This is a genomic window from Chryseobacterium sp. KBW03, assembly GCF_003852415.1.
Lineage (GTDB): Bacteria > Bacteroidota > Bacteroidia > Flavobacteriales > Weeksellaceae > Chryseobacterium > Chryseobacterium viscerum.
Genome location: NZ_QAJO01000001.1, coordinates 380,736 through 403,572 on the forward strand (window position 1 = coordinate 380,736; position 22,837 = coordinate 403,572).

The window sequence follows — 22,837 nt, forward strand, 5'->3', positions numbered from 1 at the left end:
ATCATCAAATTTCTTGTCTTTTATCTCTTTGTTACATTCCTACCAAATACTCTCCCGTCTTTTAATGTGAAACGAAGAATATAAACTCCCCAATCGTATCCGGTCATATTAATCTTCACCTGGCGATTTAATCCCGGAATGTTCTGCTGTTGGAATTTCCAATGAACAGTACTGTGCTGATAGAGTGAAACAGATTCGATAAGTCCATCCACATCTTCTGTCCAGTCAATAGTAAGATAATCATTTACCGGAACCGGGTATAGTCTGATTTGTTTCCAGAAAGCTTTTTCATCCATAGCAGGGATCTGCTGGGTTTTGGCCTGTTCCTGTAATTTTATCTCTTTAGGTACAAGCTCATCGGCTTTCTTGCCTGCCGTATTGGTTCCTCTGTATCGTTGGTTTCCTGCTTCATCATATTTGAAATAAACTTCAGTTTGTGAATAGCCAAGAAAGCCGATGAACAGAGAAAATACTGAGAGTAATTTTCTTTTCATAGTCATTTATCTTTTTGTAGTTAAAAGTTGCTGTACTTGCTTTTGTAATTCTTTAATTTCTTTGGACTGCAACTTTAGAATCTTATTTTCCTCCTGGAGTTGCTGAACTTTTTCTGTTTGAGCCTTAAGTTCCTGTGAATGAGATTTCAGTTGTTTATTCTGTTCAATTGAATAAAGAGTAAGTTCTTCTATCTTTTGTAAAAGTTTAATTTGAAACTCACCCACATTTACCCCTTCTTTTTCCATTACTTTTGCGGATGCAATTTCCGGAAGGTGCTTTTTCTCTTTGATATGCATTTCAATGTCTTCTAAGGAGGAAAGATTATAGTGCTCATCAAATACAAAATCTGCCGTAGGTGTTGAGGTTACTTTGATTTCTTTAGCTTCAAATTTGCCTTGTAATGATGCATTACCATTGGCGTGTAAAGTAAGAGGTTGTTGTTTGGTTCCTGTGTCGGATACTAAATTAAAATTGATTTCATTATCAAGTAATCGAATATATGAGCCTCCTTTTGAACTATTGATCCTTTCCATATTTGCTCCTCCACTTCCATAATTCCTTATATTATTCCCAATACCAACTCCGGAGTAAGTTAATCCTGGTTCAGAAGCCCAAAGCATTAAATCTGCGGGAGCATTGCTATCATTATCAGCATGTAATAAAATAGTAGATCCTACATGCTTTCCGTGAATAGAAAGTTTTTCCTGGGGAGAACTGGTATTAATTCCTACATTTCCATTATCTGCTAAAAATAAAGGAATATCACAAATACCTCCTGCGCATCTGTTGACGGCATCATATCTCATAAATGACAGCCCTTTATTAAAGGTATTTCCTTTCCAGATACTCCATTCTTTTACCTGACCAGGTTGTGTATATGAGTCATCAATAAATCTTAATCCAGTCGGAATATAACCTCCATTACCTCTGATAATAGGAATGTTGCTGTTAGCATTAATATCAAGGATTCCTTCCGGAGCATTGGTTCCGATACCAATATAATTATTTGATGAAGCTTGTACCGTACCAGATGGAGTGTACAACTGTGCAGAAGTCAAAGATGAAGCTAATAAGATAATCGATAATAATTTTATTTTCATAAGTATTTATTTTTTTGTGGAAAGAAGCTTTCGTACTTGTGTTTTTAATTCTTTAATCTCTTCAGATTGAGACTTTAACTGCTTGTTTTGTTCAATAGAATAAAGCGTTAATTCTTCAATTTTTTCTAAAAGTTTAGCATCCATTTCCCCCAGATTGATCCCGTCTTTCTCGACTTCAAGAGCAGATGGAATGTTGGGTAAATGCCCTTTTTCTGAAATATGTTTTTCTACTTCTTCCAAGGAGCGAAGCTTATAGTCTTTTTTGAATACATAGTCGGCCCAACCATTGGCTGCCGGATTTTCAACTTTTACTTGTTCTGCTTTTATTCCTTTGCTTACATAAAAAATAAAGTTAGAATCATTGTCATATTGATCTGTTCCCACTGTTACTTTTCCTGTATTGAAAAGTACCATTAAGCTTTTATGTACTGCATCGGAAAAACGGACTCTCGAAATTCCTGGTGAATTCGGAGTACTGGTATCCGAATTGGGATCAATAACATTATCATTGTCCATATGGATATTCAGATTATGCCCACCTAATAATCTCATCACACCATCGTTAGGTTTGGCCCATCCCGAATAACAATGGTTACAAGGTGATAATGCCAACTGCAAGTTTCCAGTTCCCGGAACTCCACTTCCGATATTGATACTCTGACCATCGAGTTTAAAAGTCTGCTGATTGTTCTGCTTAAAAACGATTGGATTATTATCTGTCGTTCCGATAAAATTGTTTGACGGATTGGTTCCGGCATTTCCGGTAGTGTTCCAGCTTTGTGCGAAAATACTGGAAGTTGCAATAGTAAAAACGAAAAATAATGTACGTTTCATTGAATAGTGTTTTAATTTATTTATTCCGGTGGCAAATTTAACACTTTTTCTTTGAAAACACCTTTTGGTGTCTTATAATTAAAGATTATATAACAAATACATCTACATTGAGAGAAAAATTATCATATTTAATGTCCAAAGGACTTATTGGGGCTTTTATAAAAAAAAACTTTGCCCAAATGGACAAAGTTTATATAATTATATGATTTGTTTTTTAAAAAAGGAATGTTACCACAAGATAGGTAATTGCTGCTACTATTGCAGAGATTGGAATTGTTAATACCCAAGCCCAAAGAAGACTTACTGTAATTCCCCATCTTACTGCTGAAATTCTCTTCGTTAATCCTACCCCGATGATAGAACCCGTGATTGTATGGGTAGTAGATACAGGAATACCAAAGTGGTCTGTAATGAATAGGGTAATAGCCCCTGCAGTTTCTGCACTTACACCTTCTAATGAAGTTACTTTCGTAATCTTGGTACCCATTGTTTTGATGATCTTCCAACCACCGCTCATTGTCCCTAAAGCAATGGCAATAAATGAAACTAAAGGAACCCAAATATAGTGTTGAGCAAAATAGTCAAAACGTCCTGCAGAAGGAATATTCAAATACTGTGCATCCTGAAGCATATTAACGTGATAATAAATTACCGCTGCTCCAATGATTCCCATTACTTTCTGAGCATCATTCAAACCATGTCCTAAACTAAACAGTGCTGATGAAACCAACTGCAATCTTTTGAAAGATTTGTCTGCTTTGTGTGGATTTGATTTTTTATAAAGGTGTACAATAATCAATGTAATAATGATTGAGATAATCATCCCTATGATCGGTGCCATGAAAATGAACAGGAAGATAGGAATAACTTTATCAAACTTTACAACCCCCTGATGAGTTACCTGGCTGAAAGCTTCTTTAATGGTCTCCCACATCCCAAGCTCCGGTTGTGCTGCAGCTACTGCATTATAATCCATCATGAAAGCATGCATAAGAGCAGCCCCTAAGAAACCTCCAATCAGCGTATGTGATGATGATGAAGGGATCCCGAACCACCATGTCAAAAGATTCCATGCAATGGCGGCTATAAGACCTGAAAATATAACTTCAAGAGTGATAAAATTCTCATTAACTGTTTTGGCAATTGTATTACCAATTTTGAATTCTCCAATAATATAAGCAGCAATAAAGAATGCTGCAAAATTCCATAGCGCCGCCCAAAGTACAGCCTGGAATGGAGTTAAAACTTTTGTAGAAACTATAGTTGCAATTGAGTTGGCTGCATCATGGAAACCATTGATATAATCGAAGATCAGAGCCAGCGCAATAATAACTATAAGTAAAATCGGAAATTCCATTTTTTGCTATGTATTAGGCGTATTTAATCATGATGTTCTCAATTGTATTGGCAACATCTTCTGCTTTGTCAGTTACAATTTCAAGATAGTTCAATACAGATGAAACTTTAATGATGTTGATAGCATCATTGGTTTCAAATAATTCTACCATTGAATTGGAAAGCAAATCGTCAGCAATATTCTCAATAGAGTTCACCTTAATACAAGCTTCTTTCACCTGCTCCATGTTTTTGAACCCTTTAAGGTTTTTCATTGCATTCTGAATTTCAAGACATGCTTTGTGGATCAATAAAGAGAAGTCTGAATAAGCCTTCAGCTCAGGTGATTTGTACAGGAAAATATATTTTGTGGAAGCGTAGATATAATCAGCGATATCATCCAATCCTGTTGCCAATGTGTGGATATCCTCACGGTCAAAAGGTGTAATGAAGTTTTTCCCTAATTCTACGAAAATTTCGTGAGTAAGTTCATCATTCTTGTGTTCGAAGTCGCTCATTTTCTTCAACATTGAGTCGTCATTAAGATCGAAATCCTTGATTCCTGCGTTGAAGTCCTCTGACATTGCAACTAGATTTTCAGTTACTTTTTCGAAAAGTACAAAGAAGATTTTATCTTTGGGTTGAAAAGCGTGGAAAATATTACCAATTCCCATTTTTTAGTATTTATAATTCGAGTGCAAATTTCCTAAAAAAGGATTGCACGTGAAACTATATAACATTAAGTTTTGTTAACATTCGCTTACCTACTGATTATCAAATGAAAAAACCGGCATTAATGCCGGTTTTGTATGGTATAAAAAAGATTAGTTTGCTACTTCAGCTCTCATATCTTTTCCTTTGAACTTCATAGATTGAATATTGCTCAAAACATTATCTTTAAAAGACTTTTCAACTTCGAAGAAAGAGAATTTCTCTAAGATTTCGATATCACCGATTTCTGCTCTTCTTTTGCTTTTTCCATCATCAGTTGCTTTATTGATAATATCTAAAACGTCAAGCTTCTTCAAATGATCTTTCTTTCCAAGATTGAAAAAGAATCTTACCATGTTTTCATCTTTTCTTCTTGGCTTGCTGCTACGATCTCTGTCTCTTCCGCGATCTCCTCTGTCTCTATCACGACCTCTGTCTCGGTCTCTGCTATCTCTATCACGTCCACGGTCTCTTCTTGAGTAATCGTCGTCTCTGCTGCTCAATTTCTGCTCAGTAAGATCGTGCTTGTCTTTGTAATATAAAGCAAGATCTTTCAATTGGAATTGTAACAACTGGTGCACCAATTCTTCTTTTGTAAAATTGCTCAAATCCGGGATCAAGCTATCATCAAATTCGAAAAGATCTTCGTGCTCCGTCAATAATTTTTCGAATACACCTCCTACCTGAGCTTTGATAATATCTTCACCTGTAGGAATGAATTTTTCGTGAATTTCAATTTTTGTTGCAGATTTTATCTGCTTCAATTTTCTGCTTTCTTCAGGCTTGATTAAAGACATCGAAATACCATCTTTTCCTGCTCTACCTGTTCTACCACTTCTGTGAACAAATACTTCAGGATCATCAGGTAAAGAGAAGTGAATAACGTGAGTCAGAGAGTTTACATCCAATCCTCTTGCTGCAACGTCTGTCGCTACAAGAATATCAATGTTTTTCAATCTGAACTTCTTCATTACTGTATCTCTCTGCGCCTGAGAAAGGTCACCATGAAGAGCATCAGCGGCATAACCGTTCTGCATCAAGAAATCTGCTACCTCCTGAGTTTCCATTCTCGTTCTACAGAAGATAATAGAATACTGATTAGGATTTGCATCGATCAATCTCTTCAACGCCTCTTTTTTCTGGCGGTACCCTACAACATAGTATTCGTGAGTAATGTTCTTCTTCACTTCGTTAATAGAACCTACTGAAATACGGTGTGGTTTTGTAAGGTAATTTTTGGAAATTCTTTCCACTTCTTTATTCATCGTTGCAGAGAATAAGAAAGTTTGTTTAGTTTCCGGTGTTTCTCTTAGAATGGTTTCCAATTCGTCCTTGAATCCCATTGAAAGCATTTCATCAGCTTCGTCTAATACTAACCAATGAATCGCAGAAAAGTCTAATGCTTTTCTGTTGATAAGATCTATTACTCTTCCAGGAGTCCCCACAATAATCTGTGGTTTATCCTTCAAAGATCTCATCTGATCTACAATACTACTTCCACCATAAACCGCAGTAGTTTTGATGTCTTTCATGTACTTAGAGTAATTCTTTATGTCCTTCGAAATCTGAAGACATAATTCCCGTGTCGGACAAAGCACCAATAATTGGATTTTGCGACTCGTATCGTCAATCATATCCAAAATCGGAAGCGAAAACGCTGCTGTTTTGCCTGTCCCTGTCTGCGCAAGTGCGATCAAGTCGCGAATATCTGAAAGAATAAAAGGGATAGTCTGTTTTTGGATTTCTGTTGGGCTTTCGTAGCCCAGTTCGCCAATTGCCTTAAGGATATCAGGACTTAAATTGGTTTCCGTAAATAAATTCATTAACTATTTTAAAATTTTTGCAAAGATACAATAAATATTTGACTTGTTTTTGAATAAAGTTTGAAATATGTAAACTTAAATTCAGAATCTTTTAATATATTTTTAATTTTTGGAAAATTAAATCCAAAAAAAGAAGCTTAAAGTTAAAAACTTGTTAAACATTGTTTTTTTTTATTAAATTGGATTGATTTTTTCTTTGTTATTTATGAATTTTCAAAAATAAAGCCATGAAAAGCAAATTTTTCTTTTTGATATTCTCATGCATAGCCCTTGAAATATTTGCCCAAAAACCCAATTATCCATCCTCCTGGACACTGGAAAATTGTATTGAATATGCAAAGGAGAATAATATTCCTATCAATTCTCTAAGGCTTTCAAAAAATTCTGCCCAGCAGGATCTCCTTCAGGCAAAAGAAGCAAAATATCCCAACCTCAGCGGAACCGTTTCACAAGGATTGTTTGCCCTCAATGGAAGTGATGGTCTTCATATGACCGGTGCTCAATCTCAAAATATAGGGGCCAATTCTTCCATGACCCTTTATCATGCAAGTTACATTAAAAATAATGAGGTATCAAAAAATCTTCTGGTACAGATGGCTGATCTGTCCGTACAGGAATCAGAGAACAATATTACTCTGAATATCACTCAGGCTTACCTGAATATTCTGATGAATCAGGAAAATATTATTTCTCTTGAAAATGTTCTCAAAACGACACAAACTCAATTAAAACAAGGAGATCAGCTCTATAAAGCCGGAAGTCTTTCAAAATTAAATTATCTTCAAATTCAGTCACAGGTCGCCCAGGATCAGTACAATCTGACCTCTGCTCAAAACAATTTAAGAACCAATACAGTTAATTTAAAACAAATCCTGCAGCTGCCTTCCAATTATGATTTTCAGATTGTAAAACCCGACAGCATCATTGTAGATGATCAGTTAAAATCATTACAAGACGTTCAAAACTTAGCACAAAGTCAACGTCCCGAAGTAAAATACAGTGAACTGAATGTAGAAAATTCCAATACGAATCTGAAAATGGCCAAAGCTTCCATCCAGCCCACACTGAATCTGGTAGGAAACATTTCAACGAACTATTCTAATGGAAACGGAAATTATTTTAACCAACTGGGAAATAACTTTTATATGCCCATCGGTTTAAGCCTTGGAATCCCGATTTACAACAACAGAATTTATAAAACACAGATTGAGAAATCAAAAATTGCCATTGAGCAGGCCAATCTTGATTTACAGAATACCAAGACAGTTCTCAATCAACAGATAGAACAATCTTACATCAACCTTCAGAATGCGCTGTCACAATATGATTCTGCCTCCAAACAGATGGATATCAGCAAACAAAGTTATGACATCGTCAATGCCCAGATGAAGCTCGGAAGTATTGATTACGTACAGCTTCAGCAGCAGAGATTGCTTTATATACAATCCATCCAGAATTATCTGCAGGCCAAATACACTGCAGTCCTCAATAAACAGATCTACGAATTTTACGCAGGTAACCCTATAAATCTAAAGTAAGCTATGAAAACAAAGAATAAAAAATGGTTGTACTGGGTTGTGGGCGGCATCATTGCAATGGGTGCAGTCTGGTTTTTCTTCATCAAAGAAAAAGAAATAAAAATCCAGCTGGAAACAGTAAAACCTGAAATGGGAGAAATTTCAAATTCCATCACCGCTACCGGAACGATACAGCCTGTGGATACGGTTGCTGTAGGTACTCAGGTGTCGGGAATCATCAAAAATATTTATGTGGATTTTAATTCTACGGTGAAAAAAGGAGAATTACTTGCAACTTTAGACCCAGATCTTCTAAAATTTCAGTCAGAACAGTATCAGGCCAACTTACAGAATGCAAAGAGTAATCTTGCTTACAATGAAATCAATATCAACAGACAATCTCAGCTTTACAAAGTGGGGGCTATCAGCAAAGCAGATTTTGACAATGCCACCAATCAATACAATATTGCAAAAGCACAGGTGGGCACTGTCACGGCGCAGCTTTCTACGGCCAATAAAAACCTTTCTCTTACCTATATCTATTCTCCGATAGACGGAACCGTACTCAACAGGAATGTAAGTGAAGGCCAAACGGTTGCATCCAGCTTCAGTACGCCTACCCTGTTCAGTATTGCTAAGGATCTCACCAAGATGCGGGTACGTGCCTCAGTAGATGAAGCCGACATCGGAAACGTAAAAGTAGGTCAGAAAGCGACATTTACGGTGGATGCTTTTCCGGATGAAACATTTGACGGCCAGGTTTCTGAAGTACGCCTCCATCCTACTGTTTCATCGAATGTAGTCAATTACACCACCATCATCAATGCTGATAATTCCAGTTTAAAGCTGAAACCGGGAATGACGGCAAATATCACAATCTACACCCAGGTTTTAGACAATATTATGAAAATTCCTGTGTCTGCAACCAGCTTTAGACCAGACAGCCTGATCATCAAAAAATACAAAGTAAATTCTCCATTTGCCGATGGTAAAAAACACGAAAAAGGACAATGGAAAAAACAAGACAAGGGAGCTGAAAAGAAAAATGAAGCAGCGGTTTGGATTATTGCGAAGGACAGCACTATTTCCCGTAAAAAAATAAAAACCGGAATGGATAATGATACCGAAATACAGGTTGTTTCGGGATTGGATAAAAATGACAATATCATTACCGGCTATAAGGTTTTATCAAAAAAATCTTCCGGAGGACAGACTAAAAGTCCTTTTATGCCTCAAAGAAGAGGTGGCGGAAACAACAAAAACAGCGGTGGCGGCGGTGGCGGACCGAGATAAAAAAATTATAAATTTCAGATTTTGAATTTTAAATTCTTTTTATAAAACCCGTCAATCAACAACTAGCAAACCTAAAACAAAAGTCATGGCAGAAAAAATTCTGGAGATCATGGATCTGAAAAGAGAATTCAGAATGGGTGAAGAAATTGTTCACGCACTGAAAGGGGTGACATTTACGGTAGAAAGAGGTGAATTCGTGACCATTATGGGAAGCAGCGGTTCCGGAAAATCTACCCTGCTCAACATTATTGGCTGTTTAGATAAACCATCTGGCGGAGACTATATTCTGGATGGTATTAATATCAAAAACTTAGATCGTGATGAGCTGGCTGTTCTCAGAAATCAAAAAATAGGGTTTGTCTTTCAGGCTTACAATCTTCTTCCCAGAACGACTGCAAAGGAAAATGTAGAGCTTCCGCTTCTCTACAACTCAAAAATATCTACAGAAGAACGTCACAAAAGAGCCATACAGGCTTTAACAGCCGTAAAACTGGAGAGCAGGATTGATCATCTTCCGAATCAGATGTCTGGAGGACAACAGCAAAGAGTTGCTATTGCCAGAGCTTTGGTAAATGAACCTGTCATGATTCTTGCAGATGAAGCCACGGGAAATCTGGATACCAGAACCTCTTATGAAATCATGACCCTCATGCAGGATCTTCACCATCAGGGACGAACCATCGTTTTTGTAACCCATGAACCTGACATTGCTACTTTCAGCAGCAGAACAGTTACCCTGCAGGATGGAAAAGTCATTAAGGATATAAAAAATGATCATATAAAATCTGCCAAAGAAGCCCTGGAAAACCTTCCGGTAAATGATGATTACTAATCATGTAAACCCAAAAAACTACTGCAATGAACATTTCAAACCTCTTCAGAATTGCCTGGAAAGCTCTTTTAAGAAACAAGCTTCGTGCATTTTTAACCATGCTCGGCATCATTATCGGTGTGGCTTCAGTGATTGCGATGACTGCGATTGGAGAGGGCTCAAAAAAAAGCATCAGCGATCAGCTTTCATCCATGGGATCGAATATGATTACCATCCGGCCGTCCAGCAATGTGAATGTTTCCGGAGGTGCCAGAATCGGTGCTTCGGGACTACAGACCTTGAAACCTCAGGATGCAGATGCCATTTCAAAAGGAGCACCTGATGTTTCTTATGTATCTCCCGCTGTACAGACCAACGGACAGTCTATCAACGGACCCAACAACTGGCCTACTCAATTGCAGGGCGTGAATGAAGAATATTTCAGCATCAGAGACTGGAGTATTGCCGAGGGCAATCTTTTTACCAAAAAGGATGTTACTTCTTCCAACAAAGTCTGTCTCTTGGGGCAAACGGTTTACAATAATTTATTTCCTAACGGTGAAGATGCGGTAGGGAGTATCATCAGGTTCAATAAAGTTCCTATGAAAATCATTGGAATTCTGGCTTCAAAAGGGTCTAATGCATTCGGGCAGGATCAGGATGATGTGATCATTGCTCCATTCAATACCGTTCAGAGAAGATTTTTAGGAATTACTTATGTTCAGACCATGTATGCAGCTTCTACGAATGAAAATACTTCGCAACAGGCTACAGATCAGGTTTCGGAGATTTTAAGAAAACAGCATAAACTGCCTGTTGACGGAAGCAATGACGACTTTAGCGTAAGAACTCAGGCGGAGCTTATCTCTACCATGAGCTCAACAAGCCAGCTTCTGACTGTACTTTTATCAGCTATTGCCGGAATTTCCCTGATTGTAGGAGGAATTGGAATTATGAATATCATGTACGTATCCGTTACGGAACGAACGAAAGAAATCGGGCTGAGAATGTCTATTGGCGCAAGAGGAAAGGATATTCTGTACCAGTTTCTTATTGAAGCGGTGCTTATCAGTATCACCGGCGGAATTCTTGGGGTACTGTTAGGAATCCTGTCTTCAGAATTGGTTACTTTCTTCCTCTCCTGGCCTACTTTTATTACGGAATCTTCGATTATTGTTTCATTCATTGTATGTGCTGTTACTGGAGTGTTTTTCGGATATTATCCTGCGTTGAAAGCATCAAAACTTGATCCTATTGAAGCATTGAGATATGAATAGTTTTTGTAAATTTGGATAGTGAGTGCGAGATTGGGGAGTCGTGGTTTCGGGATTAAGAAATCGTTCCAGTCTAGCTTAGCAACCCATAATACAACAATAAAAAACACCTACATCATATGTCTGCAAGCGTTTCTTCGAAAACATTTGATTTTTTAAAAAAATTAAATAAAAATAATAACCGCGAATGGTTTAATGAAAATAAAAACCTGTACACAGAGTCCCTGCAAAATGTTGTTTCATTTCTGGATGAGCTGATTAAAGAGATGTCCGGTTTTGATGAAGAGCTTGCCAAGATTGACAGCAAAAAGGCATTATTCAGAATTTACAGAGATACCCGGTTTTCAAAAGACAAGTCTCCTTATAAAACTAACTTCGGAGCTTCTCTTGGAATGGGAAAAGGAAATCAGAAAGGAGGTTATTATCTCCACATGGAGCCCGGAAAATCCTTTTTAGCAGGAGGAATCTATATGCCTGAATCTTCTGTTTTGAAAGAAGTACGTAAGGAAGTTTCATTGTACGGAGACGATTTTCTTAAAATTATCAACAACAAAGATTTCAAAAAACATTTTCCGGAACTGGATCAGGACGACAAGCTGAAAAAAGTTCCTCAGGGCTTTGAAAAGGAAGACCCAATGGGTGAATATCTGAAGCTTAAGAATTTTATTGTAGTCTATTCTTTGAAAGATGAAGAAGTACTCGATAAAAATGCAGTGAAAAATATGAACCAAATTTTCAAACTGATGAAACCCTTCAATGATTTTCTGAATACCCCCTTTCTTTGATCTGTTTTCTCATCAGAGAACCACTGAAAACAGGCATGCTAAGTCTTTCAGATCCAAGGCACAGATATTTTTACGATTATTGTGAGTATTTGCTGGGTCTAAAGTACCGAGATGTCTCTGTGACAAATTTAAATCCATTAGATTTTATTTGATTACAAAAACAGACACAAAGCATAACTCCTGAAAATCAGATTATTATAATTAACATTTTTTAAGAAAAGTTTTACATTTTTCCCTATCTTTGCTGTTCGCCAAAAAGCTTACGATGTCTTTATACCAAAAACTCGCTGAAAAACTACAATACATAAGTCCGAATTTCTACAAAAAAAGATATTTTAAAAGTTTAAATAATCTTAGTAAAAATAATTTTTCGGAACGTAATGTAGAACCGGAACTGGTATGGATCAAAGAATACCTTCCTAAAAATGCTGTGATATTGGACATCGGTGCGAATGTAGGAACTTTCCTTTACCAGCTGGAAAATACGCTGGATCATGAGCATATTTATGGTTTTGAGCCCAATAAAAAGCTTTACCGACGATTGAAAAGGCTTTTCCCGGCAATGCGTATCTTTCCTCTGGCTCTTTCTGACGAAAACAGAATTGCAGAGTTCAAAGTACCCATTATTAACGGAAAAACGATTGCTTCCCGTGGAACTTTAAACACTTCTTACAAGGAAAAAGGAGAAGAAAAAAGTTATACAGAGAAAGTGAAAGTGATCAAACTGGATGAATGGGCTGCACTGGAACATTTCAACAGGCTTGATTTCATTAAAATAGACGTTGAAGGCAACGAAATAAAAACACTTCTCGGAGCAAAAGAAACCATCAGACAGTTCAAGCCTACTTTAATGGTCGAGATGGAACAAAGACACCACCAAACACCCATATGGAACGAAATATCTGAAGTGATGAACTGGGGATATGACGCCAGATATCTGAACAGAAACAGCTTTACGCTGGAGAATCTTACCGAAGATATTATAACACAAAATACAAACGACGAAAAAAATAAAACTCAGTACATCAACAATATTATTTTTATACCTACAAACATTTAAAACGACTTTATGAGTATAGTAGCGAGACAAGGCTTCAAATATTCCATTATCGGTTATATTGGGTTTTTGCTGGGCACCGTTTCCGCAATATTCATATTTCCGAATGATTTTGAATTTTATGGAAAGCTGCGCTACATTCTTCCGACTGCAGAGATGCTGGTTCCTTTTGTAGTACTGGGAATTTCCTATTCCAATGTGAAATTTTTTCACACCGTAGAAAAAGACGGTAAAAAACAGAATATGCTGTCATTATCGCTGCTGACTGTTTTTATCAACTTTCTTATTTTCACGGTTGTATTTTTTATACTCCCCTATTTTTATCCGAAATTCAGGCATTCGGAAGCATGGAAGATTAAGGAAATGATTCTTCCGTTGATTTTAATTCTTTCATTTTGTGCCATTTTCAATAAATACACTTCCAATTATAAAAGAATTGTGGTTTCCAATATTTTCGACAATCTATTTCCGAAAATAGCCAATCTGGGAGCTTTTTGCCTCTTTTTCTTTGCTTTATCACAGAATATGACTGCTGTGACATCCCAGAACATTGCATTCGCTTTCTTTTTTGGAATATTCTTGTTGATGCTTTTGGGCTATATTTATTACACGAACAAACTTGAAAAGATTCAGCTGGATTTCAGTACGGATTATTTTAAGAAAAATAATTTCTGGAAAGAGTTTTTCAATTACAGCTTCTTCGGATTTCTGGGAACTTTTGGAAATTATCTGGCGATCAACAGCTTTATGATCGGAGAATTTATGGGTATGGAAGAAGTAGGAATCTACTCAGTTTTATACGCATTGATTTCGTTGATCTCTATTCCACAGCTTGGATTGTTTAATATTTCTGCACCTATCATCAACAAAACTCTTGCAGATGGGGATATGATAGAATTGGACAGATTTCATAAAAAAACGTCTTTAACACTGTATTTTCTTGGAGCCGTTTTATTCTCCTGCATCATGGTCGGATTCCCTTACCTGACGCAGTTTATGCCAAAGAACGGAACTATGCTCAGAGAATATGAACCCGTAGTCTGGATCTGGGGTTCTGCCGTATTAATAGACCTGGCAACCGGATTTAACGGAAACATTATCTCTCTTTCAAAATATTACAGATTCAATATCCTGGTCATGCTTTTGCTGGCCGGACTGACTATCGGACTGAATTATTATTTCATTAAAAATACAGATTTGAAACTGATTGGAATTGCGTTATCTACAGCTATTTCTCTTACCATTTACAACGTAGTGAAAATTGTTTTCAATTATATTGTATTTAAGGTTTCACCTTTAAGCATTGAAATGATTTTTGTTTCTATCATCTGTACTTTAGCGATTACAGTAGCCATCGTTCTTCCTAATTTCAGCAGCAATCTGCTCAATCTTATTTATAAGCCTGCTGTAGTTCTGTTACTGATCTATATTGGAAATTATTTCACCAAGATTTTCCCGGTTGAGGAATACCTAAATATGAAATTTATTAAAAGCGTCTTTAAGATTAAATAGATTGAAGTAAGAAGCAGCGAATGCTATTCTTCTGTAGAAATCAGGACTCCAATAGCTAAATTAAGCCGTTTAAAAACTGTTCCAGTTTATTCTGAACTTCTTTCTTGCTATACGTTTTATAAAAGTCAAATGGAGCCTCTGAAAGTGCTGTTAATTGATCAAGAATATTTCCTTTTTCAGGAATGATAAAATCAAGTTTTGACGGGTAATTCTTAGGAAAAACCGCCAATTTCCCATATGCTACGGCATCACCAAGATTTCCGGTCATTTTCGTGAGTCCATACGTTTCTTTCATGCTGAAAAACTCTGTTTCCTGCTGAATAGGACACCATAGAACATCCCCTTTTTTCATCCATTTTTCAAAGTCTTCAGAAGAAACTCTTTCAGAAAAATACGTAATCTCGATATTTTCAGGCAGCTTTTCAGATAACTGTTCAAGTCGTTTTAACTCATGCCCATTAGCTTTTCCCAGAAATATAAACTGACAACGTTTATCTGTATTCATATTCTGAATAGTTTCAAAAATATAAGTATAATCTCTTCTATTCTGAGAAACTCCTCCGGGAATGACAATAACCAGATCCTCGTTTTTAGTTTTATCAAAATCTCTTGTATAAAACAGAGGTAAAAACAGATATCTCTCCGAAATCAATGCTTCATCCAGTACGAAAAGAGATCTGGAGGTCTGATACACTTTAGTTTTGTAGAATAATCCTTCTTTCATCCACAGTTTTAACCTGAAAATAACATCTCCTTTGAAGACACTTTTCAACAGATCCAGCTTTGAAGCTTTTGTAAAATTGAGATTATGCGTAATAATTGCTGTATTGTACTTTTTTGTTACGGCTAAAAAAGTATTAAAATAACGATGTACAGTACCTATAACAACTAAATCATACCCTTTTCCCCTTAACTGATCCAAAATCATAGAGCTGTCCGATAAGAATATAGCTTTATTGCTATGGCTGATCTGATCTTTGATTCTTTTTGAAAAATAATAGTCTATCTCAAAATCCTGAGATCCCTTCATAACATCCATGAAAGCCTGAGCAATTTCTGCATGGGTATCTATTTCTATGTACGCTATTTTTTTCAATGGTTAAACGGTAATTAAATTTTTATTGTATAAGTTTTGGCTAAAGCCAATTGAGTTTTTATTTTTTTTTGTTAAATGGGCTAAAGCCCATTCGTATTGATACATATGGTCAACGAACAAAATAATTTACCTTCTACATCTTCAGCCATTTCTTCTTCAACATTCTCCAACGTTGATCATTAACAGCTTTTTGTTCTTCTTTCGTAATTTTCAGTTCCAATTTCTTTGATCTGCAGTTTTCATAAGACTTAATAATATCAAAGAAAAAACCAGCAGATTTGCTTTTCATCGCTTCCTTTGAAGAAGCTATATAAGCGAGAAACCTGTTGAGTCCTAAGAAATAAAAGTACCTGCCATAGTAATCTGCAGGCCGTATTGTGTAATCAGCTCCTTTTACTTTAATCAGCTTCACCTGGAGTTCGGAAAGAACAACTTCTTTCCATCCTAAGTTTTCCAATAGTATAGAATCTATATTATCCCAACCCAGCGTCTCTCTTAAGCCTCCAATATGAATGAAACATTCTTTCCGATAGGCTTTCATAGGACCTCTTACATGGTGCTTGTTGGAATTCCCTTCATAGACCCATTTTCCGTCTTTTTCTATATACAAAAGCCCTCCTACCAATCCGTATCTGGGATTCCCTGCAAAGGCATTTTCTATTGCTGTCAGGTAGTTTTCCGGAAGAATGATATCGGCATCAAATTTACAGATGATATCAAATTCATCCATAGACTGAGTCTTGAGTCCACTTTTAAAAGCATGAACGACTTTAGATCCGGGCTGATGTTCAGATTTTTGAAGGGTAACGGTTTCAAAACGGGAATCAGTTTCTGTATATTTCCTGATAATTTCAGACGTTTTGTCTGTAGAGCCGTCATTCACTACCACTACTCTAAAATCTTTGCTGCTTTGCTGTTGTAAAGAATCGAGAGTAAAGGAGAGGTTGTCTTCTTCGTTATGGGCAGGAATTATGATTAAAAACCTCACGAATTATGGTATAAATGATGAATAATAAGTGATAAATGACCATTTATTGAATCATTTACCACTTATTGTTTTTTTTACTATTTATTATGCGGTTTCAGCATATTTTTCGGATCAAGGATTTCGTCCAGTTTTTCCTGGGAAAGAATTCCTTTTTCAAGAACAAGGTTGTATACACTTTTTCCTGTTTCCAATGCTTCTTTAGCAATTTGTGTAGACTGTTTGTATCCGATATAAGGATTCAATGCTGTCACAATACCAATGCTGTGTTTTACCATATTAAGGCAAATTTCTTTATTGGCTGTAATACCTACCACACATTTCTCACGAAGAGTATCCAAAGCATTGCAAAGGAAGTTGATATTTTCCATGATGGCATGAGAAAGTACCGGTTCCATTACGTTAAGCTGTAATTGTCCTGCTTCTGCTGCAAAAGTCACCGTAAGATCATTCCCGAATACTTTGAAACAAACCTGGTTTACCACTTCAGGGATCACCGGATTTACTTTACCCGGCATAATAGAAGATCCCGGCTGCATTGGCGGAAGGTTGATTTCAAAAAGACCCGCTCTTGGACCTGATGAAAGCAATCTTAAATCATTACAGATTTTTGATAATTTCACGGCAAGACGTTTCGTTGCTGAAGAGTAAATTACATACGACCCCGTATCTGGCGTTGCTTCCACTAAGTTCGGAGCTGAAACAATCGGGAATCCTGTAATCTGAGCTAAATTTTTAGCACAAAGAACAGCATATCCTACCGGAGCATTTAATCCTGTTCCGATCGCTGTTGCTCCCATATTCACTTCTACGAAAAGGTCTGCATTGTTATTCAGCTTAGAAATATCTTCTTCTAAAGTAGCTGCATAGGCTTCAAATTCCTGTCCCAATGTCATGGGTACTGCATCCTGAAGCTGCGTACGTCCCATTTTGATAACATCATGAAACTCCTCTCCTTTTGCACGGAAAGCTGCGATAATTTTCTCAAGCTTTTCTACCAAGCCGATGTTCATCTGAAGCAATCCCATTTTGATAGCCGTAGGATAAGCATCGTTGGTTGACTGGGAAAGGTTGATATGGTCATTCGGTGAACAGAATTCGTATTCTCCTTTATTTTTACCTAATTTTTCCAACACGATGTTTGCAATCACTTCATTCGCATTCATGTTGATGGAAGTTCCTGCCCCACCTTGGATCATATCTACCGGAAACTGGTCGTGATATTTCCCTTCTACAATTTCATCACACGCTTCTGCTATTTTGAAATATAGGTTTTCGTCTAAAAGCCCTAGTTCATAATTGGTTTTTGCTGCTGCTTTCTTTACAAAAGCCAGCCCTTTTATGAAGTCCGGATACGAAGACAAAAGTTGTCCTGAAATTTTAAAATTGTCGATAGCTCTTTGTGTCTGAACCCCATAATAAGCATCTAAAGGCACATTCAGTTCGCCTAATAGATCACTTTCTTTTCTGAAATTTTCCATTACAGATATTTTACTGTTTTTGATCGTTTAAAGATAGCAAAAACGCATCTAACCGATGCGCTTTAATTTGAATTATTTTACTGGATATTTTTGATTTAAAGCTTGCAGTATTGCCCATGTTTCGGCATCCATGATTCCGTCATAATTCTGTGGACGGAAGTGGTACTGGAATGCTTCAATGGTTTTCTTAGTAGCATCATCCCATTTCCCGCTAAGATCCAATCCATATCCGAATTTCTGCAATCCAGTCTGAATAAGGAAGATAAAGCTTGAATCATTATATCTGGCCGTAATATCTGCCTGTGCCGGCTCAAGATAAGTCTGTTTGGCTGCCTCATCATACCACATTCCAACCTGATACTCGTCATACAGCTTTTTCCATGGGAACATTGGCCCAGGATCCTGTTTTCTTGTAGGAGCAATATCTGAATGAGCCAATACGTTGGTTGCCTGAATCTGATATCTTGTCACAATATCTTTAACCAATGCTGCTACTTTTTTCACCTGCTCATCACTGAAAGGTGCAAAGGTTCTTTTTCCCGTAGCATCTGTGGTATAACCCATATTTACAATTTCAATCCCGATAGAGGTATCGTTAAGATTCTTGTCATTTCTCCAGGCGCTTACTCCTGCATGGTATGCGCGTTTGTTTTCGTCTACCAGTTGATAAATCTCGTTATCTCCGGTATTATTTACCAGATAATGAGCACTCACTGCCTGCTGGGTAAGAACGGTAATCGACTTATCATCCGGAAGTGCTGTATAATGTAATATCAAATAACGCTGTCTGAAGTTCTGGGCAACCGCAGGAAAATAAGTCTTCACGACTTTATATCCGGCTGGTTTTGCAGATACAATAGAACCATAACTTGCCGTATTATCATTTTTTGTTGGGTCTGCTATATTAGTAGTAAAAAAATCTACTCCATGATCAGAGACAACTTTTGGTTTTGGAGCAACCGGAGCTGTTGTCTGAACAGTCGGTTTCGCCTGTGTTACCGGGGTTTTCGGTTTGTAAGTATTTTTTTTTACATTTTGTTGAGAAGTACATGAAAAAACAAAAGTGCTTAATCCGATGATATATAATGTTTTACGCATCAGTTTGGTTTTTGGATGATTTATTACTTCAAAAATACACAAATTTTTCTTGAATTTTATTTGGTAAATAAAGAAATCTGTTCTATATTTGCACTCGCAATAACGGAACAACGATCATTAAAAAATAAACAAAAAGGAGGGTTGCCAGAGTGGTTAATGGAGCAGTTTGCTAAACTGTCGACGCGAAAGTGTCGCAAGGGTTCGAATCCCTTACCCTCCGCTCACTTATATATTCGGGGCGTAGCGTAGTCCGGTCATCGCGCCTGGTTTGGGACCAGGAGGTCGCAGGTTCGAATCCTGCCGCCCCGACTGTTTTAGTAGTTTTCTCAAAACTACTCAATGGGTGCGTAGCTCAGCTGGATAGAGCATCTGCCTTCTAAGCAGACGGTCAAAGGTTCGAATCCTTTCGCGCTCACTTAAAGACTCACAATTTTTGTGAGTCTTTTTTGTTTTTATATAGCTGAATTTTATGATCTATGGATTAATATCAAAACTTGTGGACTACGCAAAAAGTTTTGATATTATGAATAAAAAAAACGTTCGATCTCTTACTCCGCAAAGCTGTAATCTAAAGTTTTTTATTTTTGTATTGAATGATTCTGATGAGGCATTGCGACTGGCTTTTGGATATTCTGATTGTAAATTTTTCTATATCGGGATATTTTGAAAATAGAATTTCTATTCTCTATTTTTGAACCCAACTATTCCAATGAAGTTTTATATTCTGGCCAATACCAAAATTTCCATCATATCATCTTCCTGATAAATTTAATAAACTCTTATTATTTCCTATTTTGAATATTATTATCAATCGTGTATCTTGAAAAACGCACACTACTTTTCTTAGAATATATAAGCCTATCCTGAAATCAGTTCTAAATATTCTGGATTAAATAGTTTTTTTTACATAATATGAATTCCGAAATAAAAAAGATAAATATTTAAAACTTAAATTAAAAAAAAACTAATTAATTGATAAAATATTGATAATATTCATTTTTATATAAAATGTGAGCTTTTATCATCATTTTATATTAATACATTAAATAATTCTAAAAATTATAATTATTAAAAAAATTCAATAAAACTTGTTCTTGTTTTGATAAATACATTTATTTGCTGTAATATTCATTAATAAACAGCTCAATACACAATGAATATCACAAATAACTATTAACATTTTAAAATTTATTTGATGAAAACAAAATCATTAGAAAAATTAGGAAGTTTTCAACTTCAAAATGAGAAATTATCAACAGTTTTAGGAGGACAAGGAGGCCCTGCTTTACCAAGTTTTGCACTTGGAGTTGAACCAACAGTTACGGGGGGTGGAGAAGTTGAACTGCCTTCGGGACCAGGGGGTGCATGCGTGTGTACAGGCTATACAAGTGATTTGGATTTCCATAACGGAGGTATGGGGTATAATGGAACATACCCAATAGATAAATCCTGTAACCCTTAAAAAAGAAAAAGATGAGAAGCGTAATTGCTTCTCATTTTACAATTACAAATATCAATGAAAAATATATTAGTATTTCTGTCTATAATAGTCCACTTAACAATAAGTGCTCAAGATTTTGAGATAAAAAATCAGTATCTTATTAAATATTGTGAGCTAATAAATGAAGCTGAAAATAAAATTATTATTAATGATTTAGTAAGTGCAAATAATCTCTATAAAGAAGCTTTTAAAGAATTCAGGTACCCATATGCTAAAGATTTACAAAATAGTATGAATGTGGCTTTAAGAGTAAAAGACTTTGAAAATGCTTATTATGATTACCACTCATTAAAATGTTTAGGAAAGGAGTTTGATATTAATTTTTTATCTAAAGACTTTAAAAATAACGAAAAATATAAAATAAAATCTTGTGAAAACAAGGTTGATTTGCAATATAAAAAAACCTTAGATTCACTGTATGAGATTGACCAATATTACAGAAAATTGTCAGGAGGAAACTATGAAGCGTATAAAAAAGATCTTACAAAAAGTGATAGTATTACATCCACAAACTTACTTAGATTAATTCAAAAAAAAGGTTTTCCTAATGAGTACAATATTGGACTGGCTTCAGCAGACAATATGTTTTATCAAAAATTTTATTACATTATTTGGCATCAATTAGCTAATAATCACTACAGCAGTCAGAAAGTTAATTTCTCTAAGGAAATATTAAGGGCTTTAAATGAAGGAAAGATAAGACCTGACATTGCAGGGCAATTATTTGATTTAAATAATGGAACAAAGGATTATTCATTTTTTAAAATTTATCAATTTATTGTTAATAATGAGAAAACAGATTGTTGTTATATATCTGAGGCAATCTTACCAGAAAAAAGAGCTGCAGAAGTAAATACTAAAATAAAAGAAATTAATAGAAAAAGAAAATTAATAGGTCTGACATCAACTGAAGAGGAGGCTCGTAAAAATATATTCTTTTTAAGTAATAAAGATTATATTTTTACGAGTATTACTATAGAAGGTTTTCAGTTTAAGAACAATAATGATGCTGAGTTGTTTAAAAAGTACTTAATTAAGCTAAATGATACTACTCATTAGTGTGGATAATGATACTATGACCGATGAAATATGTACGTGGTTGTCTTATCAAAATAAAGAATTTGTTCGTTTAAGTGAGAATCAACATATCAACAAAGTTTTTTTTGATTTTAAAAATAATACTTTCAAAATTTCTATTGGAGCCATTGAGTATAAATTAGAGGACTTCAAATCAGTATTCTATAGAAATGGTGGAATTTACTATAATGCAATAACAGGGGAAATAGATAGTAATTTAGTTGATTTTTATAATTCGGAACTTAAATCTATATCGGAGTTTATCTACTATTATTTCAAGGTAAACGAGGTTCGTGTCTTTGGAAACCTCTTTACTAAAGAAGTTAATAAATTAGAAGTTTTACTTTTAGCAAAATCTTTAGGCTTAAAAATTCCTGATACCTATATTTTATCAGAATTGAATGACTTGGAACAGATTGACATTTCTCAGACCTATATTACAAAAGCAGTCTCTGAAATGAAGCCTATTGTCGTTGAAAATGACTTGTATCTGAATTACACACATGAAATAGATCTAAATAATATTCATGATAAAAAAGAAAGTATTATACCTTCATTAATCCAAAGAAAGATTGATTGTCTTTATGAAATAAGGGCATTCTTTTTTGAAAAGCAGATTTGGGCAATTGCTACATTTGATTTTTCAGGCAATGTTGATATTAGGAACATAAAAGAGAAAGAGAAAAAGTATCTTCCTCTTGTGCTTCCATTAGAGCAGAAAAGGAAAATTTTAAAATTAGCAAAGAAGCTGAACTTAAAGTGTGGGACGGTTGACTTACTAAAGTCTGATAAAGATTACTATTTTTTAGAAGTGAATCCATTAGGGCAGTTTCACCAAGTCAGTTATTACGGAAACTATCAAATAGAAAAACGTATTGCAGATTTATTATGAAAGAAAAAAAGAAACTACACGTAAAAGGAATTGAATATTCTCTACAAGAATGGAAGAGAAGCAACAATGTGTCTCAGGTTAAATATTCCGAAAATAAAGATAAACAAAGTAGAAAAACAAAGATTTTTCGTTCACGAAAACATTATTCCCTTTTGTATTA

20 protein-coding genes and 3 tRNA genes are annotated in these 22,837 nt (G+C 35.6%); 13 read left to right on the forward strand and 10 right to left on the reverse strand.

Going from position 1 to position 22,837, the window contains the following annotated elements:
- Positions 1-20 precede the first annotated feature (20 nt).
- The 6 genes from DBR39_RS01600 to DBR39_RS01625 form a co-directional block, all read right to left on the reverse strand.
- Entirely contained in the window at positions 21-494 is a 474-nt protein-coding gene (locus DBR39_RS01600; protein ID WP_124530557.1) for a hypothetical protein, read from the reverse strand.
- A 6-nt stretch (positions 495-500) separates the two neighbouring features.
- Positions 501-1,595 (reverse strand): hypothetical protein, encoded by a 1,095-nt coding sequence (locus DBR39_RS01605; RefSeq protein ID WP_124530558.1) that lies wholly within the window; start codon positions 1,593-1,595, stop codon positions 501-503.
- A 6-nt stretch (positions 1,596-1,601) separates the two neighbouring features.
- Positions 1,602-2,429 carry a cell wall anchor protein gene (locus DBR39_RS01610; protein ID WP_124530559.1) on the reverse strand — a complete coding sequence of 276 codons (828 nt, stop codon included), beginning with the start codon at positions 2,427-2,429 and terminating at the stop codon, positions 1,602-1,604.
- A gap of 214 nt (positions 2,430-2,643) precedes the next feature.
- Positions 2,644-3,786: an inorganic phosphate transporter gene (locus DBR39_RS01615; RefSeq protein WP_103235181.1), complete on the reverse strand. Its 1,143-nt coding sequence runs from the start codon at positions 3,784-3,786 to the stop codon at positions 2,644-2,646.
- Between the two features lie 13 nt (positions 3,787-3,799).
- Positions 3,800-4,438, reverse strand: a complete 639-nt coding sequence (locus tag DBR39_RS01620; protein WP_109738784.1) for a DUF47 domain-containing protein — start codon at positions 4,436-4,438, stop codon at positions 3,800-3,802.
- Between the two features lie 150 nt (positions 4,439-4,588).
- Entirely contained in the window at positions 4,589-6,298 is a 1,710-nt protein-coding gene (locus DBR39_RS01625; protein ID WP_103234411.1) for a DEAD/DEAH box helicase, read from the reverse strand.
- A gap of 227 nt (positions 6,299-6,525) precedes the next feature.
- On the opposite strand from DBR39_RS01625, the gene DBR39_RS01630 reads away from it, so the two are divergent.
- The 7 genes from DBR39_RS01630 to DBR39_RS01660 all read left to right on the forward strand — a co-directional run bounded on the left by DBR39_RS01630 (position 6,526) and on the right by DBR39_RS01660 (position 14,547).
- A complete protein-coding gene (locus DBR39_RS01630; RefSeq protein ID WP_124530560.1) occupies positions 6,526-7,836 on the forward strand; it encodes a TolC family protein in 1,311 nt (436 codons plus the stop codon).
- Between the two features lie 3 nt (positions 7,837-7,839).
- Positions 7,840-9,108: an efflux RND transporter periplasmic adaptor subunit gene (locus tag DBR39_RS01635; protein ID WP_124530561.1), complete on the forward strand. Its 1,269-nt coding sequence runs from the start codon at positions 7,840-7,842 to the stop codon at positions 9,106-9,108.
- Positions 9,109-9,193: 85 nt separating this feature from the next.
- Entirely contained in the window at positions 9,194-9,940 is a 747-nt protein-coding gene (locus DBR39_RS01640; protein WP_124530562.1) for an ABC transporter ATP-binding protein, read from the forward strand.
- A 26-nt stretch (positions 9,941-9,966) separates the two neighbouring features.
- Positions 9,967-11,196: an ABC transporter permease gene (locus DBR39_RS01645; RefSeq protein ID WP_124530563.1), complete on the forward strand. Its 1,230-nt coding sequence runs from the start codon at positions 9,967-9,969 to the stop codon at positions 11,194-11,196.
- Between the two features lie 116 nt (positions 11,197-11,312).
- Positions 11,313-11,978: a DUF2461 domain-containing protein gene (locus DBR39_RS01650; RefSeq protein WP_124530564.1), complete on the forward strand. Its 666-nt coding sequence runs from the start codon at positions 11,313-11,315 to the stop codon at positions 11,976-11,978.
- Between the two features lie 265 nt (positions 11,979-12,243).
- Positions 12,244-13,038 carry an FkbM family methyltransferase gene (locus DBR39_RS01655; RefSeq protein WP_124530565.1) on the forward strand — a complete coding sequence of 265 codons (795 nt, stop codon included), beginning with the start codon at positions 12,244-12,246 and terminating at the stop codon, positions 13,036-13,038.
- A 9-nt stretch (positions 13,039-13,047) separates the two neighbouring features.
- Positions 13,048-14,547, forward strand: coding sequence for a lipopolysaccharide biosynthesis protein (locus tag DBR39_RS01660; RefSeq protein WP_124530566.1), 1,500 nt, complete (start codon positions 13,048-13,050; stop codon positions 14,545-14,547).
- A gap of 55 nt (positions 14,548-14,602) precedes the next feature.
- On the opposite strand, the gene DBR39_RS01665 is transcribed toward DBR39_RS01660, so the two are convergent.
- The 4 genes from DBR39_RS01665 to DBR39_RS01680 all read right to left on the reverse strand — a co-directional run bounded on the left by DBR39_RS01665 (position 14,603) and on the right by DBR39_RS01680 (position 19,207).
- Positions 14,603-15,643: a hypothetical protein gene (locus DBR39_RS01665; protein WP_124530567.1), complete on the reverse strand. Its 1,041-nt coding sequence runs from the start codon at positions 15,641-15,643 to the stop codon at positions 14,603-14,605.
- A gap of 133 nt (positions 15,644-15,776) precedes the next feature.
- Positions 15,777-16,631, reverse strand: coding sequence for a glycosyltransferase (locus tag DBR39_RS01670; protein ID WP_124530568.1), 855 nt, complete (start codon positions 16,629-16,631; stop codon positions 15,777-15,779).
- A gap of 77 nt (positions 16,632-16,708) precedes the next feature.
- Positions 16,709-18,109 carry an aspartate ammonia-lyase gene (gene aspA, locus DBR39_RS01675; protein ID WP_103232476.1) on the reverse strand — a complete coding sequence of 467 codons (1,401 nt, stop codon included), beginning with the start codon at positions 18,107-18,109 and terminating at the stop codon, positions 16,709-16,711.
- Positions 18,110-18,181: 72 nt separating this feature from the next.
- A complete protein-coding gene (locus DBR39_RS01680; protein WP_124530569.1) occupies positions 18,182-19,207 on the reverse strand; it encodes an N-acetylmuramoyl-L-alanine amidase in 1,026 nt (341 codons plus the stop codon).
- 135 nt (positions 19,208-19,342) lie between these two features.
- Here DBR39_RS01680 and DBR39_RS01685 point away from each other — a divergent pair.
- The 6 genes from DBR39_RS01685 to DBR39_RS01710 all read left to right on the forward strand — a co-directional run bounded on the left by DBR39_RS01685 (position 19,343) and on the right by DBR39_RS01710 (position 22,677).
- Positions 19,343-19,427, forward strand: a tRNA-Ser gene (locus tag DBR39_RS01685).
- Between the two features lie 14 nt (positions 19,428-19,441).
- Positions 19,442-19,516: transfer RNA gene (locus DBR39_RS01690), tRNA-Pro, on the forward strand.
- A 32-nt stretch (positions 19,517-19,548) separates the two neighbouring features.
- Positions 19,549-19,622 (forward strand) — tRNA-Arg (locus DBR39_RS01695).
- A 780-nt stretch (positions 19,623-20,402) separates the two neighbouring features.
- Positions 20,403-20,669: a hypothetical protein gene (locus tag DBR39_RS01700; RefSeq protein ID WP_124530570.1), complete on the forward strand. Its 267-nt coding sequence runs from the start codon at positions 20,403-20,405 to the stop codon at positions 20,667-20,669.
- Positions 20,670-20,723: 54 nt separating this feature from the next.
- Complete coding sequence (locus DBR39_RS01705) at positions 20,724-21,767, forward strand: hypothetical protein (RefSeq protein ID WP_124530571.1); 1,044 nt, start codon at positions 20,724-20,726, stop codon at positions 21,765-21,767.
- On the forward strand, positions 21,751-22,677 hold the full coding sequence (locus DBR39_RS01710) for a hypothetical protein (RefSeq protein ID WP_124530572.1): 927 nt from the start codon (positions 21,751-21,753) through the stop codon (positions 22,675-22,677). The genes DBR39_RS01705 and DBR39_RS01710 overlap by 17 nt, the downstream gene beginning before the upstream one ends.
- Positions 22,678-22,837 lie beyond the last annotated feature (160 nt).